Below are 17,334 nucleotides of genomic sequence, written 5' to 3'. Positions count from 1 at the left end.
CGTTTCACGCCGCGCCGACAACCCCGGAAAGGGTCCAGGCCAGTAGGCAGCAGGCCGCGGCGGCGCTCACCATCCGGCCCCACCGCCGCCGCCAAGTCAGGATCAGCGTGATGCTCACCGCGGTGACCAACGCCATACCGAGGAAGCCGGACGGAACGGTGACCGAGGCCCCCGGCACCGCCGCGATCCGGTCCGCCACCGTCAGCAGCCACCACAGCTCCGGCCCGGTGAAGCGGATCAGGATGCCCGCCGCCGCCGGCGAGAAGGCCGACAGCGCCGCCGCGGCGGTGCCGATCACCGTGATCGGCGGGATGACGGCGGCGACCAGCAGATTGGCCAGGACCGCGAGCACGCTGAACCGGCCCGAGATCCCGGCGATCAGCGGGGCGGTGACCAGCTGAGCGGCCAGCGCGATGCTCACCGCGGCGGCCAGCGGTGTGGGCCAGCCGCGCTCGACCAGGCGTGCCGACCAGATCGGGGCGATCACGACCAGGGCGGCCGTGGCCACCACCGACAGCGCGAACCCCGCATCGACGGCCAGCTGTGGCGCCACCGCCATCAGCGCGACGATGCTCGCCGAGAGCACCGGGATCGCTTGGCGACGGCGATGGGTGAGCACCGCGAGCAGGGCGATACCGCCCATGACAGCCGCTCGCAGCACGCTCGCCGACGGTTCGACCACGACGACGAAACCGATCAGCACCGCCAACGCCAGCAGGGCCGCCAGCCGGGGTCCGACCAACGCGGCGGCGAGCAGGGCGGTGCCGCACACGATGGTGACGTTGGCACCCGAAACCGCCGTCAGATGGGTCAGGCCCGCGATCTTGAAGTCATCGGCCGTCGTCGCAGGGACCGCGGACATGTCGCCGAGCACCAGCGCGGGCAGCATCGCGGACTGTTCGGCGGGCAGCACCCGGCGCGCGGTGTCGGCGAACTCCGAGCGGATGTGCCCGGACAGCCGGCGCACGGCAGGGACTGCTCCGAGCGTCGGCTCGCCGATCGCGGTGAGCACGGCGACGCTGAGATCTGGCCGCAGCGGACGCCCGATGCGTGCCCGAAAGGTCGCGGGGCGGCCCACGGTCAGTTCGGCAAAATCCGTCACCGGCGCGAAGACCAGCACCATGCCGGCCAGCGGGTTGCCGTCCAGTTCCAGGAGACCGGCCCGGAACATCATGCGGCCCTGCCCCAGCGATCGCGGCGACTCCGTGGGGACCACACCGACGGTCGCGGTGTGGCCGTGTCGCGCTGTGATCGGATGATGCCGCGCATCGTGGGCACGCAGGGCGATCGATAGGCCGAAGGCCGTGCCGATGACCGCGACCGCGGCCACCCCGGCGGCTCCCAGCGCGATCCCGCGCCGCGCACACCACCGCCCCGCCATCGCCGTCCCCGCGACGGCGCCGACCACGATCGCCACGATGACCGCGGGCGACCAGAGGGTTCCGGCGGCGGTCACCGTCCAACAGGTCAGCGCGCCCGGGACCAGCCGGATATCGATGTGGCGCTCGTCGGTGTTCACACATCGACCAGGCCACGGAGCTTGTCCAGGCGGGCCGGGCCGATACCGTCCACCTCGCCGAGCTGGTCGATGCTGGTGAATCGTCCATTGGCCTCCCGCCACGCGATGATCGCCGCGGCGGTGACCGGCCCGACACCGGGCAAGGCGTCGAGATCCTCCGGGGTCGCGGTGTTCAGGTTGACCGGGGCCCCGGGCGTGGCGGTGGCGTTCGGCCCCGCAGGGGGTGCCTGTTCGGGTGGAGCCGCCGAACTCACCGAGCTGCCCATCGGTGACGGCGATCCAGGTGGTGCGGCCAACCCGACGATGATCTGTTCCCCGTCCGCGACGCGGCGGGCCAGATTCAACCCGACCAGATCCGCGCCGTCCACCGCGCCGCCGGCGGCCTCCAGTGCGTCGGCTATCCGGTCCCCCGCCGTCAGCGTGACCAGCCCGGGCGTGTTGACCAGGCCGACGACGCTGACCACCACCGGTCCATCAGGTGGCTCCGGCGGGCCTGCGGTGGCGCCGGCCTGTGCGGTGGGAGATCCGGAAACCATCTGCACCGCAGGGAGATTCGCCGAGGAGACCGGCGCAGGTGAATCACGCAACACGGTGAACACCGTGACCAGCACCGCGATGATCCCGACGCCGAGCAACGCGATCACACCGGCCCGGCCCGGGTCTGCTCGCAGCGTACCGAGCCAATCCCGTGCCGACGGCCTGTCTCCATCGGGCAGCCACCGGGCCAGCACGGTGTCCGACTCCTCCTCTGGCACTTCGGTTACCGCGTCACGATCGGTCCCGATACGTCGCGTCAGGCGCTGCGCGGGCGATTCGGTGTCCATGAGCCGACGGTAGGCACGCCGACCGACCTACCGGTCTCGTCGTGGCCCGTGAGACCTCAGGTTGTGGATGAATCCGGGTTTGTGAATGAACAGATACGAGCATTCCCATGGTCGCGGTTGAGCGCGGGAAGCCGCCGGCACGGTGGTGCAGGTGAGATTTAGAGGTCTAGGTCGAGACAAGCGTTTGTGATCAGGTTGCCGCGGGCGGCTGGAGGGACATCAAGGTGATGACCTGTTCGGCGGCTGCCTCTACGTTCGAGGCCGCCACCCCGCCCTTGCGCACGCCCCTCCATCCCGCGCAACACCGCAGACAGCAGGCTCGCCAGGGCCTTCGCGTCACTGCCGGCCGGGATGTCACCGTCTGCCTGAGCGGCGGTGATCGTCGCGGTCAACTCACGCAGCCATCCGTCCAGGGTGCGCTTCACCGGTTTGGCGACGTCGGGGCCGGCAGGGAAGAGCTCGTCGGCGCTCTTGGCCATCAGGCAACCTCGACGGTCGGTATCGGAGGCCATCGCCCAGGTGAGCCCGCGAACGTGGGCCACCAGCCGGTCGTAGGCGCTCAACGCCGGATTGTGCAGATCCGCTCGGACGGCTCCCGACATATGGGCGCAATACAACTCCAGACTGCGCAGGAACAACGAATGTTTGCCGACTACACGGCGGTGTGGTCTCGGCTTGGCCGCTCGACCACCTCCACGGCCGCCAAGGCACGCCGGGCATGGTCGTCACCCGCGCGGATTGCCGACGTAACCCCGCCTTCACCGGTATCGATCTGCCAGATCTCGTGGGCGATCGCTCGGATGATCGACAAGCCATCGCCATCGTCGGCGACTCCCGTCGACAGCACCGTCACTGCATCGCCGTCGGCCTCCACAAGCCAATAGGGTTGTTGGCCGACCCGAGTGCTCACACTCGGGTATCTGAGACTTCGGATATCCATTGCGACATGTGTGGGCCGCTGCCCAACCGTCGCCGTGAGCACGTCCCCGGGCCCGGCCACACCGCTGCACACCAGAAGACTCGGCAGGCCCGCAGCATTCGCACAAGCGATATCGGTGTCAAGCCGGTCGCCGACAACGAGCGGCGACTGAAATCGGCCCCGTGCGAGCGCATCCCGCAGGATCACCGGCTGTGGCTTGCCCGCGACGTCAGGAATGGCGCCGGTCGCTGTCTGCAGCGCCGCCACCATCGACCCGTTTCCAGGAAGCAGCCCACGTTCGGTCGGGAACGAACTATCGAGGTTGGTGGCCAGCCACCAGGCCCCGCCTCGAATGGCCAGCGCCGCCTCGGCGAGATCATCCCATCCGGTTCTGGTGGAGTGGCCCTGTACGACGGCCACCGCATCATCGGCCGCCGCGCGAACCGGGCACAAACCGACATCACTCACTTCAGCACGAAGCGCATCCGCTCCCACCACGAGTACCCGTGCGCCGGGACGCAGCCGGCTCGCCAGCAGCCGGGCCGCGCTCTGTGCACTGGTGACCACGTCGTCGTCCCGGAGGCTGAACCCCATCCGGCGCATCCGCGCCGCCACCTCACCGGGTCCGCGTGAGGCGTTGTTGGTCACAAAGAGGCTCTGCACACCGAGGCCGGTCAAGGTGGCGACCGCCCCGTCGACGGGTTCGGCTCCCCGGTACACGGTGCCGTCGAGATCGAGCAATAGGCAATCGTGTTCGGACACCAGCGATTCGGCAGCGACGGTCATCTCCCCCACCACTGCCGATGGATGCGCTGACACATCGCGGCGGTGAGGGATTGCGGCCCACCGTATCCGGCACGCACCGCGGCCGCCGCCGCGAAGTCCTGGGCACGGGTGTAGTCGTTGGTGACCACCACCGTCGCGATTCCGGCGGCGACCGCGGCGCGCAAGCCGACGGAGGAATCCTCCACCGCGAGCGCTTGTTCGGCCGCGATGCCGAGCCGATCGAGGGCCTTGAGGTAGACCTCGGGATCGGGTTTGAGCTGTTCGACGTCGTCACCGGTCAGCACGGCATCGGCCACGCCGTGACCGATGAGCTGATCCACCAGTGGTTCCACCCAGGCACGGCGGCCGGTGGTCGCCACCGCGATGGTGATACCGGTGTCGGCCAGACTGCTGAGCAATGACCGCAACCCGACGCGGGGCAGCACCTCGCCGGCCAGTATGCGGTCCCGGAACAAGGCGGTCTTGGTGGCATGGATCTCGGCGGCTCGCCGTTCTGCCTCCGCATAGCCCAAGCGGTGCAGTTCGGCCGCAATGCGACGGCGCCCGCCGGTCATCTGCAGCAGTCGGCCGTATTGCTCGGGATCCCACGTCACATCGATGCCATGCATGGCGAAGGCGTCGTTGAACGCGGGACGATGGCCGTCACGTTCGGTGTCGGCCAGCGTGCCGTCGACATCGAAGATCACAGCGCGAAGCGATGGGCGTTCACACATCATCGCGAGCCACGCATCATGTGATACCGCAACAGCATCTGCGTGATGGCCAACGGTGTGCTTCGGGTTCCGGTGCCGGTGTTCCCCAGGCAGATCGGTACCTCGGCGTCGGGTTCGCCGAGCGCACGCCAGATCAGTAGCTCGGCCGCGGCATTCTCCTCCGCCGAGGCATAGCCGTGGATGTGCAGACTGTCCACCGGCCTTCCGTCGGTGTCCCGGGTCAACCGCAGGTGTGCGGTCCGGGTGAGTGTCGGCTGAAGGATCTGCGCCAGGTCCGGTTGCGCGATGGTGTTGCGTAGCAACACCTCTGCCGACAGTGGAGTCCCGGGCGGATCGTCACGTCCGTCGATCCCGGCAAACCGGACGACGATATCGGCCTCGGCGCGCTGCGGCCTTATCACCGACACCGATGCGCTCTCCGCGGCCGCGAGTGATTCCCGCACCTGTTCGTCGGTGTATCCACGTTCCACGGTGTCTCGCCGCAGTTTCCAGCATCGGCGGAGGTCCTCGGCCGGGTCGAGGTAGACACTGACGTCGAAGCAGGCTCGCGCCAGCTTGCTGTGCAGCGGTAGCACCCCGTGCACGATGACGAAGTCGTTGGGTTCCACAAGTTCCGGCCGGGTGCGCAGACCGGTGGTGTGATCGTAGACCGGCTTGAGCACCGGCTGACCGGTCGCCAGCAACTGAAGATGCTGTTCCAGGATGGCGAGGTAGTTACTGTCGGGATGCACCGGAGTCAGCGCCGTGCCGGTTCTTTCGGTGCGATCGAAACGCTGATAGTCGTCGGCGGAGAAGACAACACACCGATCGGTTCCGAGGGTATGCGCCAGCCCCCGTGTGAGCGTGGCCTTTCCCGCGGCACTGTCCCCGGCGATCGCGAGCATGACCGGCCGAGGGCGAGTATCGGCAGCGCGGCTGATCCTAAACCGTTTGTCGGACACGGGGGGACCTAACCACGGTGATCGGTCCGGGCCAGTGTCTCCAGTGCCGATTGGACGATCGCATCCGGAGTGAGGCCCAGGTGGGCGGCCACCTGCGGACCCGGCCCACTTTCGCCGAACCGATTCAGCCCGATGACATCGTCGCGGTCCCGCGCCAGGGCGCGCCAACCGACGGTGACACCGGCCTCTATCCACACCGCAGGTACGTCGGGCAGGACGGCGCGTCGCTCGGACAGCACCTCGGCGAGCCGCTCACGCCACATCACCGAGATGACCGCCGCCCGCACACCACGTTCGGCCAGGAGCTCGGCCGCCGCAACCGCCAGGGACACCTCCGAACCGCTGGCACCCAACAGCACATCGGGTTGATCGAGGAATCCGCCTACTGTCCGAAATCCGTTCAGGCGCAGATCATCGAGCCCGTTCTCACCGAGATTCGGCAGACTCTGCCTGGTCAAGATCAGCACGGTGGGCCCGGTGAGGTTGCGTGCCGCGATATCCCACGCGATGGCGGTCTCTCCATTGTCTGCCGGACGCAGCACCGTCACCCCGGGGATCAGCCGCAGCGATTCGATATGCTCGACCGGCTGGTGCGTCGGCCCGTCCTCACCGACGTGAACCGAATCGTGGGTGAAGACGTAGATGACCGGCTGCCGCATCAACGCGGACAAGCGCAAGGCCGGGCGCAGATAGTCGGCAAACACCAGAAATGTACTACCGAACGGCCGCAGGCCGCCATGTACGGCGATACCGTTCATCACCGCCGCCATGCCGTGCTCGCGGATGCCGAAATGTATGGTGCGGCCAGAGAAGTCGTCGGAACTCACAGATCCACCGGGAATTCCGGTATTGGTCGAGGCGGCCAGGTCAGCCGATCCCCCGACGAGTGCCGGGTACCGGGATGCCAGATGATTGAGCGCGATGCCGGAGGCCTGCCGCGTCGCGATGGGCTTCTGTGTCGGCGCATCGATACCCGCTGCCTCTGCTTCGGGCGGACCCGGCACCTGATCGAGCCGGTGATCGATGGCCAATCTCGAATTGTCCACCGTCCATTCTGCGTAGTCGCGGACCCAGCCGGCCCGTGTGGTGGCGCCTTCGGCGGCGAGTCGGCCCGCGCACATGGCGACCTCGTCCGGCACGTGGAATGCGGTGCTGGGCCAGCCGCAACGCGCACGCATTGCCGCTATCGTTTCGGCACCGAGCGGATTGCCATGCGCCTTGGAAGTGCCTTCGACACCCGGCGCTCCGTAGCCGATGGTGGTGCGCACCCGGATGAACGTAGGGGCCGAATCATCCTTGCGGGCAACAGCCAACGCCCGATCGACGGCGTCGATATCGTTACCGTCGTCGACCGACAGCGTGCGCCATCCGTACGCCGCGAATCGTGCTGTCGCATCGTCACCACAGCTGATGTCGGCGGTGCCGTCGATGGTGATGTTGTTGTCATCGAAGAGCACCACCAGACGGCCGAGGCCCAGGCGCCCAGCCAACGACGCCGCCTCGTGGCTGATTCCCTCCATCAGGTCACCGTCACCGGCCAGGACCCAGGTTCGGTGGTCGACGATCGTGTGCTGTTCGTCGTTGCAACGAGCCGCCAGCATCCGTTCGGCGAGTGCCATGCCGACCGCGTTGGCAAGTCCCTGGCCGAGCGGGCCGGTCGTGGTCTCGACACCCGGGGTCTGACCCAGTTCCGGATGTCCTGGCGTACGGGACCCCAGCTGACGGAATCGGGCGAGTTCGGCGGTCTCCAAGCCGTAACCGAACACATGGAGCAGCGCGTACAGCAAGGCCGAACCGTGCCCGGCCGACAGGATGAACCGGTCCCGATCGGGCCAGTCCGGATGCGCCGGATCGTGCCGTAAATGTCGTGACCACAGTGTCCACAGGGCGGGCGCGGCGCCCAATGGCAGGCCGGGGTGACCACTGTTGGCAGCCTGCACAGCATCAACGGCCAAGAAGCGCAGCGTGGTGATCGCCAGTTCATCGATCTCCGGGGTGAGCTCTGGGAGCTCGGCGGCTGTCACACTGTCGGCGGTCATCGGCTCTCTGCCCCCGATGCCGCGGCGCTGCGCAGCGCGCCGACACGATCGGACATCGTTCCGGATCCCTTGAAGATGGAGGATCCCGCGCAAAACACGTCGGCTCCCGACCGGGCGGCGCCGTCGATGGTTGTCAGCCCTATCCCGCCATCCACTTCCAACTCGATACCGCCTCCCCTGCGGTCGATTTCGCGGCGCGCCGCGGCGATCTTGGTCTCCATCGACGCGATGTACTGCTGGCCGCCGAACCCCGGATTCACCGTCATCACCAGCAGCAGGTCGACGAGGTCGAGGACATTGACGACGACCTCCAGTGGTGTTGCCGGATTCAGTGCCACACCCGCGCGCGCCCCCAGATCGGCGATCGCAGAAAGGGTGCGGTGCAGGTGCCTGGTCGCCTCGGCGTGCACGATGACAATCTCGCAGCCGACCTGCACCCAGGTGGCCAGCATCGGATCCGGCTCGTTCACCATCAGATGCGCTTCGAAGCCCATCGACACATGTGGCCGTCCGGCGGCGATGACATCCGGTCCGAAGGTCAGGTTCGGCACGAACTGACCGTCCATCACGTCCCACTGGACGCGGTCGACGCCCGCCTTCTCCAGGTGCCGCAACTCCTGACCGAGGTCGGAATAATCAGCGGGCAGAACCGATGCGACGATGGTTGGCGAGCGCCTGTCCATCTAACCTCCTTGAGTCAACGCGATGTTAGGAACCCGCGTAGGCCCCGGGTTCCCCCGTAACGGGGGGTTGTACGGGTGAGATTGCGCGCTGGGGGCCGAACTTGCGTGACTCCGCCGGCTTGCACTCCTATCGTGTTGCCATGATGACAGCGACGGTTGCGGGTCCGGTTCGGGTTGTGCTCGTCGACGATCACCAGATGGTGATCGAAGGTCTCAAGGCCATGCTCACCGGCTTTCAGAGCAAAGTCCGCGTGGTCGGGCAGGCGGTAGGTGTCGAGCAGGCCGTTCAGGTTGTCGAGAGTCTCGACCCCGACGTCGTGCTGTGCGATGTCAGGATGCAGGGCTCCAGCGGACTGGACCTGTGTTTGACATTGCGGCAACGCAATCCCGATCGCAGAATCGTGATGTTGTCGGTGTACGACGACGAGCAGTACCTCTTTCAGGCGATGAGAGTCGGTGCATCGGGTTATCTGCTGAAGAGCATCAGCAGCGACGATCTCGTGCACCAATTGGAGTTGGTGAAAAACGGCGAGATGGCAATCGATCCCGGCCTGGCGGCTCGCGCGGTCGACACGGCGGCCAGGTTGCAGCGCGACGAATTCTGGCCCGGCGCCCGGCAGGGACTGACCCAGCGGGAGAGCGAGATTCTGTCGTTCATGGTCAGCGGCTTGTCCAACCGGGCCATCGCAGTCAGGTTGGTCATCGGGGACGAGACGGTGAAAAGCCATCTGCGATCGATGTACCGCAAGCTCGGTGTCGGTGACCGCACGAGCGCCGTGGCGGCCGCGTTGCGAGAGGGCATTTTCAGGTGAAGAGTACCGCTACTCCGCAACGGGTGCCCGGTCAGGCGAACGGACAGAACGCAGTACGTGACTTCGTCGACGCTGACGGGGAACTGGCGCTGTTGCGTGCGCTGATAGAGGCCACCTCGAGAGATCCGACCGTCGAGCCTCTCGCAGCCGCCGCAGCACGCATGATCATCGACACCACCGGCGCCGATGTGTGTTTCGTCCACGTTCTCGATGACGGCGACCGCTCGTTGACTCTCGCCGGGGCGACTCCGCCCTACGACAAGGAGGTCGGGCGCGTCCAACTACCACTTGGCGCGGGCATCTCCGGGTGGGTGGCGAGCCACCGGGAAGCGGTGGTCATCACCGAGGACAAGGAGTCCGACGCACGGTACGTCCCCATCGCCGCATTCAGCACATCCGGATTCACCTCAATGGTGTCGGTGCCGATGGAAACCGATCCGGGTGGACTGGTCGGCGAATTGTCGGTTTACACCGTGGAGCGACGGCAATTCACGCCGCGCGACGTCGAGCTGCTCAGGGTGATCGGCCGGCTGATTGCCGGCGCGTTGCATCAGGCCCGGCTACACCGGCAGCTGTTGGCTCGCCAGCGCGCTCACGAGAGTTTCGTCGAGCAGGTCATCGAGGCACAAGAGACCGAGCGCAGGCATCTGGCCGGTGATATCCACGACGGCATCTCGCAGCGGCTGATCACCCTTGCCTATCGTCTCGACGCCGCCGCAAGGGCCATGCACGATGATGTGGATGAGGCATCCGAGCAGCTCGGCGCCGCGCGCGAACTCGTGGGACTCACATTGGAGGAGGCCCGTGCGGCGATCAGTGGTTTGCGCCCGCCGGTTCTCGACGATCTCGGGTTGGCCGGGGGGCTGGCCAGTCTGGCCCGTTCGATACCCCAACTGGACCTGGAGGTCCAGTTGGCGGAAAGCCGACTGGCCGAGCATGTCGAACTGGCGCTCTATCGCATTGCCCAGGAGTGCCTGCAGAATGTCGTCAAGCATGCCGCGGCGAGTGTGGCCAAGCTCAGTTTCGTGGTGCACGACGACATCGCGATTCTGGAGATCGTCGATGACGGCGTCGGTTTCAATGCTGCCGAACGTGCGGGCGGCGACCCCCAGACTCGTGGTTACGGATTGTTGTCGATGACGGAGCGCGCCGAGCTGGTCGGTGGCCGGCTCACCATCCGGTCGCGCCGGGGATCGGGCACCGCGGTGACCGCCACCATCCCGTTGCAGCCACCTAGCCTGGGCGTTCTTGTCGACTGACGTCGATGTCGGAGAGCACTTTCCGCAGCAGCATCGCTTCATCGGTGCTGACACGTTCCACGAAGTGGGCCAAGGCGGAGTAGCGGTCGCCCGATGCGGTCGCCTGACCCAATGCGTCGATCATCAGCGCCACCACCATCTGCTCGAGGGCGGTGACGGGGGCGTACCGGTCTGCTCGGGATTCCCTGTGCCGTAGGGCGACACCTTTTTCGGCCAGCCTCCGCAGCACCGTCAGCACGGTGTTGTAAGCCACGGCGCGGTCCGTGACCAACATACTGTGCACTTGTCGGACCGTCAGCGGTTCCGTTGCGCTCCAGAGCTCATCCATCACCCGGCGTTCGAGTTTGCCTAACAGTCCAGCAGTGGGCATTGGCGCGCCCTCCCATGCACCTGGTCCGTGCGTCCGATTCACCGACGATAGAACCGGTGAAGGGTGGCTCGCCTCACCCAGGTGGTGGATTCCACGGGGAGATAATCAACCTAACGATTGATATTCCTATCGTGATTCTCAATAGACATGTTCAGTGACCCGTGGCAGCATCCAGGCCATGGGACACTCGTTCGGGTTGAGCGCAAGCCAGCGGTCGGGCCCGCAACTTGCCGCCGAACCGGAGCCGCACGTCGAGCTGTTACCCGTTGACGCCGTCGTCGATCTCGCCGCTGCGCGCCGTGATACCGGCGTCGACGCGGTGCTCGACCGACTCGACACCGAACTCGTCGGCCTCGCTCCGGTGAAGACCCGTATCGCTGAGATCGCCGCGCTGCTTCTGGTCGACCGGATGCGCAGTCAGTTCGGTGTCAGCGCTCCGCAGCCCAGCCTGCACATGTGTTTCACCGGTAATCCGGGCACCGGCAAGACAACCGTCGCCCTGAGAATGGCCGATATGCTGCACAAGCTCGGCTACCTCAGGCGCGGACAGCTGGTGAGCGTCACGCGGGACGACTTGGTCGGCGAGTACATCGGCCATACCGCTCCGAAGACCAAAGAGATCATCAAACGCGCGATGGGCGGCGTGCTGTTCATCGACGAGGCGTACTACCTGTACAAGGTGGAGAACGAGCGCGACTACGGGTCCGAAGCCATAGAGATCCTGCTCCAGGTGATGGAGAACAACCGTGACGACCTGGTGGTCATTCTGGCCGGCTACGCCGACAAGATGGACCAGTTCTTCTCGGCGAATCCCGGGATGCAGAGCAGGGTCGCTCACCATGTCTCCTTCCCCGATTACACGGTCGCGGAACTGGAACAGATTGCCGGACAGATGACCGAGCAGCTCGGCTACAAGCTGTCAGCCGGCGGACGAGAAGCGTTACAGCAGTATCTGATCCGAAGGATCGACCAACCCTGGTTCGCCAATGCCCGCAGTGTCCGCAACGCCATGGAGCGAGCGCGGCTACGCCACGCAAGGCGCCTGATGAACGGCGCCGACCAACAGGTGGACCTGGCGGCTCTCACCACGATCGAAGCTCCAGACCTCCTCGCAAGCCGCGTGTTCGAGCAGACAGACATCACGGCGGACAACTCGTGACCACCAATGCCCGGTTACGCGCGTTGGTGGAACTCGCCAACAGCGGTTCGGTGCGGGGAGCGGCCGAATCACTCGTGGTGACGGAGTCGGCGATTTCGTCCGCGATCGGCAGTCTCAGCGCCGAAGTGGGTGTACCGCTGGTGGACAGACACGGTCGAGGGGTGCGTCTGACCCCCGCCGGAAAGCGCTATGTCGACTACGCGCGCACCATTCTCGGACTCCACGCCGAGGCCATTCTGGCAGCACACGGGGAGGCCGACCCCGAGCACGGCTCGATCCGGCTCGCCGCCGTCACCACGGCGGGCGAACTCTTGATCCCCGCGCTGCTGGCCTCGTTCAGATCCCAGTATCCGGGCGTCGACTGCAAGCTGGAGGTGGCTTCCCGCACCGCAATCTGGCCGATGCTCGCTCGGCACGAAGCCGATGTCGTGGTCGCAGGTCGACCGCCATCCGACCTCCGTCAGATCCAACTGCGCGCGGTCAGCCCCAATACGCTGGTGCTGGTCGGATCCGCCGACACGCACCGTGGGTTCGAGCCGGCGGAAGCCACCTGGCTGCTACGGGAATCCGGTTCAGGCACAAGGGCTACCACCATGACGCTGCTCGAAGAACTGGGTATCTCGCCGCCGCAGATGGTCCTGGGATCGCATGGGGCCGTTGTCGCGGCGGCGGTGGCGGGCCTCGGTGTCACGCTGGTCTCACGCCAGGCGGTGCATCGCGAATTGCAGGCAGGCACACTGTCGGAGCTGCCACTGCACGTCGAGGCATTGGACCGGCCATGGCACGTCGTCACGCAGTCATCCTCCACCGGGTCCACCGAATTGCTGATCGCGCACCTGCTAGGCCGGCGAGATCTCGGCTGGCGACCGGCGGGTAACCCCCTTCAGTCCACCTAGAAGGGGGATGGTCGGCAGCGCTGACCGAGTTAGCTCTGGTATGTACCCAACAATGGAGGCTGCCATGGCGAACTACAAGGATCCCACCGACCATTTCCGCACCACTCTCCCGCACACCGGTGAACATTTCATCGACGTCTACAGCTGGCCGGGGTACCTGTCCATCGTCTTCGGAACGATGTCACTCGTCGGGGGCGTGGTGGCCGCGGCCTATCAGCGCCACGAGTGGATTCCAACCGCAGGCGCCGTGGGCGTTCTCGCGATCACCGGAGGTGCTGCGTGGCTTGTGATCGAGCACCGTCGTGTGCTTCGAATCGAAAGCCGCTGGGAATCCGAACATCCGCACAATGTCCGCCAACTTCGCCGGCCGACAGCTTAATTCCTGAGATTCTCTTGCAGCAACGAGCCCACCGCTTTCCGCAGTGCGACGGGATCGATGGGCGACATCACGACAGCATCGGCTTGTGACCAGCTGGCCAGCCAACGATCCGCCGCCCGGCTGATGACCAGCACCACCGGCAAGCGTTGCAGTAACTCGTCTTTGAGTTGCTTGGAAACCCCCATACCGCCGAACGGCGACGTTTCAGCGTCCACGATGATCAAATCTACTGTGCCGTTGGCGATCTCATCCATGAGAGCGGGCTGAGTCGCATATGTGCGCAACATGGGCGTGCCGAGACGTGAATCCGAGAATCGGCCGAGCGCCAGCTCGATCTGCCGGCGAGTTTCGGTGTTGTTGCTGAAAACAAGGATCTGTAGCGGGGTATAGATATCCCGTCGGGCCAAAGACTGGTTCATGTCCGCATGCTAACGATTGATCCGCCGCACGTGAATCCCCGTCCCCTTCCCCCACATTGGGGTAACCGTACGCATGGCGACCTAGGCATCGTGGTTCTTGTCAGAACGAGGAGAAAGGTAGACTGTGAATCTCTACACACCGGTCGCCGTGCTTGCGGCGATAGGCGCTGCGTTCGCAATCGGATCTGTCGCCATGTCCCTGGTTCTCGGCCCGTCCCACTACAACCGCGCGAAAAGCGCTGCCTACGAATGCGGTATCGAACCCGTGGAGCCGGGAGCTGCGCCTTCGCGCTTCCCGATGAGGTACTACCTGACGGCGATGCTGTTCATCGTGTTCGATATCGAAATCATCTTTGTCTACCCCTGGGCCGTCTCGTTCCACAGCCTCGGCCTCTTCGCCCTGGCTGAAATGGCACTGTTCACGTTCACAGTGTTTGTGGCCTACGCATATGTCTGGCGGCGGGGAGGTCTGAATTGGGACTAGAAGAGCAGTTACCCGCCGGAATTCTCCTCTCGACGGTTGAGACACTTGCCGGATACGTGCGCAAAGGGTCACTCTGGCCCGCCACTTTCGGCCTCGCGTGCTGCGCCATCGAAATGATGGCGACCGCTTCGCCACGCGTGGATATCGCGCGATTCGGAATGGAGCGCTTCTCTGCCACCCCGCGACAGGCAGACCTGATGATCGTTGCCGGGCGGGTCAGCCAGAAGATGGCCCCCGTGCTGCGACAGGTCTATGACCAGATGGTTGAGCCGAAGTGGGTGCTGGCCATGGGTGTGTGCGCAAGCTCGGGCGGAATGTTCAACAATTACGCCATCGTTCAGGGTGTCGATCATGTTGTGCCCGTCGATATCTACTTGCCGGGATGTCCGCCCCGGCCGGAAATGCTGCTGCATGCGATCCTCAAACTGCACGACCAGATCCAGCAGATGCCGCTTGGAGTGAACCGGCAAGAAGCGGTGCGCGCCGCAGAGTCGGCAGCCCTTGCGGCCATGGGGCCAGGTAGCCACGAAGGTCCACCGCAGTGACGCCCAACCGCACATCGGCCGGCATGTTCGGTGCGATCGGATCCGGCGATACCTCGGGGTATGGGCGCCTTGTCAGAGCCTCGGCGCAGCCGGCCGGCACCCCGAGACCCTACGGCGGATACTACGACGAGTTGATCGACACCCTTGCCGGTGCCGTCGGCTCCGGGACGTTCGATACCGCCGTTGAACACGTGACGATGCACCGTGGCCAACTCACCGTCACGGTGGCCCGCCGGCATATCCGTGCGATCGCCGAGATCCTGCGCGACCATCCGAAACTGCGTTTCGATCTCTGTGCCGGAGTCAGCGGCGTGCACTACCCGACCCAGGCCGGCGCACAGCTACATGCGCTGTACCCGTTGATGTCGATCGCCCACAATCGTCGGATCAACCTCGAAGTCACTGCCCCTGAGGAGGATCCACACATCCCGTCACTCTATGCGGTCTATCCCACCTGTGACTGGCATGAACGCGAGACCTACGACTTCTTCGGGATCATCTTCGACGGACACCCAGCCCTGAGTCGTATCGAGATGCCCGACGACTGGGTCGGCCATCCGCAGCGCAAGGACCACCAGCTCGGTGGCATTCCGGTGCAGTACCACGGTGCTCAGGTGCCGCCCCCCGACCAGCGCCGGGCGTATCACTGATGGGCTCACACATGCGCAATCCCGCTGTCGTCGATGTCGGTGGACAGGACTGGGACGAGGTACTCGCCAACGCGCACAACGCTCAGGCCGGCGAGCGGCTTGTCGTCAACATGGGTCCACAACATCCCTCCACGCACGGCGTGCTGCGCCTCATCCTGGAACTCGACGGCGAGATCGTCACTCAGGCACGCTGCGGTATCGGCTACCTGCACACCGGGATCGAGAAGAGCCTCGAGTACCGCACGTGGACCCAGGGAGTCACGTTCGTGACCAGGATGGATTATCTGTCACCGTTTTTCAACGAGACCGTCTACTGCCTCGGGGTCGAAAACCTACTCGACATCACCGATGACATTCCCGAACGTGCGACGGTGATACGCGTGATGTTGATGGAGCTCAATCGCATCTCCTCACACCTGGTGGCGATCGCCACCGGCGGGATGGAGCTCGGTGCCATGGGCCCGATGTTCTACGGATTCCGGGAGCGGGAGCAGATCCTGGCTGTCTTCGAGACCATCACTGGGCTGCGGATGAATCACGGTTACATCCGCCCGGGCGGAGTAGCGATGGATCTTCCGGACGGAGCCCTAGGACAGGTCCGGGAATTGCTGACGAGTCTGCCCAAAGGACTACGCGACCTGGAGGACCTGCTCACCGCCAACCGAATCTGGAAGGCCCGCACACAAGGGATCGGCTACCTGGACCTCAACGGCTGCCTGGCGCTGGGAGTGACCGGACCGATCCTGCGCTCCACCGGTCTCGCCCTCGATCTCCGAAAAGCCCAGCCCTACTGCAGCTATGAGACATTCGATTTCGACGTCGTCACCGATGATCGATGCGATTCATACGGCCGCTACCTCATTCGGGTCGGCGAGATGTATCAGTCGCTCAGGCTCGTCGAGCAGTGTCTCGACCGGTTGCGGCCGGGTCCGGTGATGATCGACGACAAGAAGCTCGGCTGGCCCGCCGACCTCGAGTTGGGTCCGGACGGTCTGGGGACCTCTGAGGCGCATGTCACCCAGATCATGGGTGACTCCATGGAAGGGCTGATCCATCACTTCAAACTGGTGACCGAGGGCTTCCGGGTGCCTGCGGGCCAGGTCTACACGGCCGTCGAATCGCCCCGCGGCGAGCTCGGAGCCCATCTGGTCAGTGACGGTGGGACAAGGCCCTACCGGGTGCACTACCGCGACCCGTCGTTCACGAATCTGCAAGCGGTGGCAGCGATGTGCGAGGGCGGCATGATCGCCGACGTGATCGCCGCGCTGGCCAGTATCGATCCTGTGATGGGGGGAGTCGACCGATGAAAACGTTCTTGCAACTAGGTCTCGCAGCCGATGAGAGCCACCGTTTCAGCGGACGCACGTCCTACCCCGAGCCTGTGCTCGCCGGGTTGCAAGCGGATGCCGAGACGATCATCGCCAGATACCCGCACATGCGCTCGGCGCTGCTACCGCTGCTGCATCTGGTGCAGTCGGTGGACTCGTGCATCACGCCCGCCGGAGTCCGGTTCTGCGCCGACCGACTCGGCCTGACACGCTCCGATGTCAGCGCCGTGGCGTCGTTCTACTCGATGTACCGCCGCTCGCCCACCGGTGACTATCTGGTCGGCGTGTGCACCAACACACTGTGCGCGGTGATGGGCGGTGATGCGATCCTGGAGTCGCTACAGCAGCATCTCGGCGTGCAGGCGGGCCAAACCACCGAGGACACCCGCATCACGCTCGAGCATGTCGAGTGCAACGCCGCATGCGATTACGCCCCGGTGGTCATGGTGAACTGGGAGTTCTTCGACAACCAGTCACCACGTTCGGCCAGGGACCTGGTGGATGCGCTGCGTGCCGGTCATGGTGTCACGCCGACGCGCGGCGCCCCACTGTGCACGTTCCGGCAGACCGGACGCATCCTGGCCGGGGTCGCGCAGCCCATTACGGACG

Annotated in this window: 19 protein-coding genes and 1 pseudogene; 10 read left to right on the top strand and 10 right to left on the bottom strand. The window is 65.4% G+C overall.

The window, feature by feature from the left end:
- Positions 1-4: 4 nt before the first annotated feature.
- The 8 genes from EXE63_RS25755 to rpe form a co-directional block, all read right to left on the bottom strand.
- A complete protein-coding gene (locus EXE63_RS25755) occupies positions 5-1,519 on the bottom strand; it encodes a ComEC/Rec2 family competence protein (protein ID WP_168144272.1) in 1,515 nt (504 codons plus the stop codon).
- A complete protein-coding gene (locus EXE63_RS25750; protein ID WP_168144271.1) occupies positions 1,516-2,343 on the bottom strand; it encodes a ComEA family DNA-binding protein in 828 nt (275 codons plus the stop codon). Before EXE63_RS25750 ends, EXE63_RS25755 begins: the two co-directional genes overlap by 4 nt.
- Positions 2,344-2,501: 158 nt before the next feature.
- Positions 2,502-2,906, bottom strand: coding sequence for a TetR family transcriptional regulator C-terminal domain-containing protein (locus EXE63_RS25745; protein ID WP_168144270.1), 405 nt, complete (start codon positions 2,904-2,906; stop codon positions 2,502-2,504).
- A gap of 89 nt (positions 2,907-2,995) precedes the next feature.
- Positions 2,996-4,048: an HAD-IIA family hydrolase gene (locus EXE63_RS25740; protein WP_168144269.1), complete on the bottom strand. Its 1,053-nt coding sequence runs from the start codon at positions 4,046-4,048 to the stop codon at positions 2,996-2,998.
- Positions 4,045-4,734, bottom strand: coding sequence for an HAD-IA family hydrolase (locus EXE63_RS25735; RefSeq protein ID WP_210000011.1), 690 nt, complete (start codon positions 4,732-4,734; stop codon positions 4,045-4,047). The genes EXE63_RS25740 and EXE63_RS25735 overlap by 4 nt, the downstream gene beginning before the upstream one ends.
- A 26-nt stretch (positions 4,735-4,760) precedes the next feature.
- Positions 4,761-5,645 carry a phosphoribulokinase gene (locus EXE63_RS25730; RefSeq protein WP_210000008.1) on the bottom strand — a complete coding sequence of 295 codons (885 nt, stop codon included), beginning with the start codon at positions 5,643-5,645 and terminating at the stop codon, positions 4,761-4,763.
- Between the two features lie 65 nt (positions 5,646-5,710).
- Complete coding sequence (gene tkt, locus EXE63_RS25725) at positions 5,711-7,741, bottom strand: transketolase (protein ID WP_168144266.1); 2,031 nt, start codon at positions 7,739-7,741, stop codon at positions 5,711-5,713.
- Complete coding sequence (rpe, locus tag EXE63_RS25720; protein WP_168144265.1) at positions 7,738-8,424, bottom strand: ribulose-phosphate 3-epimerase; 687 nt, start codon at positions 8,422-8,424, stop codon at positions 7,738-7,740. Before rpe ends, tkt begins: the two co-directional genes overlap by 4 nt.
- Before the next feature lie 140 nt (positions 8,425-8,564).
- Between rpe and EXE63_RS25715 the strand changes: the two genes are divergently transcribed.
- On the top strand, positions 8,565-9,236 hold the full coding sequence (locus tag EXE63_RS25715) for a response regulator (protein ID WP_228032067.1): 672 nt from the start codon (positions 8,565-8,567) through the stop codon (positions 9,234-9,236).
- The gene (locus EXE63_RS25710; RefSeq protein ID WP_372513066.1) at positions 9,233-10,495 is read left to right on the top strand and encodes a GAF domain-containing sensor histidine kinase; all 1,263 of its coding nucleotides are present in this window, start codon (positions 9,233-9,235) and stop codon (positions 10,493-10,495) included. The genes EXE63_RS25715 and EXE63_RS25710 overlap by 4 nt, the downstream gene beginning before the upstream one ends.
- Here the strand turns inward: EXE63_RS25710 and EXE63_RS25705 are convergent.
- Entirely contained in the window at positions 10,470-10,865 is a 396-nt protein-coding gene (locus tag EXE63_RS25705; protein WP_168144264.1) for a BlaI/MecI/CopY family transcriptional regulator, read from the bottom strand. The two genes, EXE63_RS25710 and EXE63_RS25705, sit on opposite strands and share 26 nt — an antisense overlap.
- Before the next feature lie 178 nt (positions 10,866-11,043).
- Here EXE63_RS25705 and cbbX point away from each other — a divergent pair, with 178 nt between their 5' ends.
- The 3 genes from cbbX to usfY all read left to right on the top strand — a co-directional run bounded on the left by cbbX (position 11,044) and on the right by usfY (position 13,299).
- Positions 11,044-12,024: a CbbX protein gene (gene cbbX / locus EXE63_RS25700; RefSeq protein ID WP_168144263.1), complete on the top strand. Its 981-nt coding sequence runs from the start codon at positions 11,044-11,046 to the stop codon at positions 12,022-12,024.
- Complete coding sequence (locus EXE63_RS25695) at positions 12,021-12,920, top strand: LysR family transcriptional regulator (RefSeq protein WP_168144262.1); 900 nt, start codon at positions 12,021-12,023, stop codon at positions 12,918-12,920. The genes cbbX and EXE63_RS25695 overlap by 4 nt, the downstream gene beginning before the upstream one ends.
- Before the next feature lie 64 nt (positions 12,921-12,984).
- The gene (gene usfY / locus EXE63_RS25690; RefSeq protein WP_168144261.1) at positions 12,985-13,299 is read left to right on the top strand and encodes a protein UsfY; all 315 of its coding nucleotides are present in this window, start codon (positions 12,985-12,987) and stop codon (positions 13,297-13,299) included.
- On the opposite strand, the gene EXE63_RS25685 is transcribed toward usfY, so the two are convergent.
- Positions 13,296-13,718 carry a hypothetical protein gene (locus EXE63_RS25685; protein ID WP_168144260.1) on the bottom strand — a complete coding sequence of 141 codons (423 nt, stop codon included), beginning with the start codon at positions 13,716-13,718 and terminating at the stop codon, positions 13,296-13,298. The two genes, usfY and EXE63_RS25685, sit on opposite strands and share 4 nt — an antisense overlap.
- 124 nt (positions 13,719-13,842) lie before the next feature.
- On the opposite strand from EXE63_RS25685, the gene EXE63_RS25680 reads away from it, so the two are divergent.
- The 5 genes and pseudogenes from EXE63_RS25680 to nuoE all read left to right on the top strand — a co-directional run.
- Positions 13,843-14,202, top strand: a complete 360-nt coding sequence (locus tag EXE63_RS25680) for an NADH-quinone oxidoreductase subunit A (protein WP_168144259.1) — start codon at positions 13,843-13,845, stop codon at positions 14,200-14,202.
- Positions 14,193-14,747 (top strand): NuoB/complex I 20 kDa subunit family protein, encoded by a 555-nt coding sequence (locus EXE63_RS25675; RefSeq protein WP_168144258.1) that lies wholly within the window; start codon positions 14,193-14,195, stop codon positions 14,745-14,747. Before EXE63_RS25680 ends, EXE63_RS25675 begins: the two co-directional genes overlap by 10 nt.
- A gap of 23 nt (positions 14,748-14,770) precedes the next feature.
- Positions 14,771-15,397 (top strand): NADH-quinone oxidoreductase subunit C, encoded by a 627-nt coding sequence (locus tag EXE63_RS25670; protein WP_168145776.1) that lies wholly within the window; start codon positions 14,771-14,773, stop codon positions 15,395-15,397.
- Positions 15,397-16,704, top strand: a complete 1,308-nt coding sequence (nuoD, locus tag EXE63_RS25665; protein ID WP_168144257.1) for an NADH dehydrogenase (quinone) subunit D — start codon at positions 15,397-15,399, stop codon at positions 16,702-16,704. The genes EXE63_RS25670 and nuoD overlap by 1 nt, the downstream gene beginning before the upstream one ends.
- A pseudogene (nuoE, locus tag EXE63_RS25660) lies at positions 16,701-17,324 on the top strand (NADH-quinone oxidoreductase subunit NuoE); the annotation flags it as partial. The gene nuoD and the pseudogene nuoE, both read left to right, overlap by 4 nt.
- Between the last annotated feature and the right edge of the window lie 10 nt (positions 17,325-17,334).

It is taken from the genome of Mycolicibacterium frederiksbergense, from assembly GCF_012223425.1.
Classification (GTDB): domain Bacteria; phylum Actinomycetota; class Actinomycetes; order Mycobacteriales; family Mycobacteriaceae; genus Mycobacterium; species Mycobacterium frederiksbergense.
Note: the sequence above shows the minus strand (reverse complement) of the source record. Positions and strands in the feature narration are given on the sequence as shown.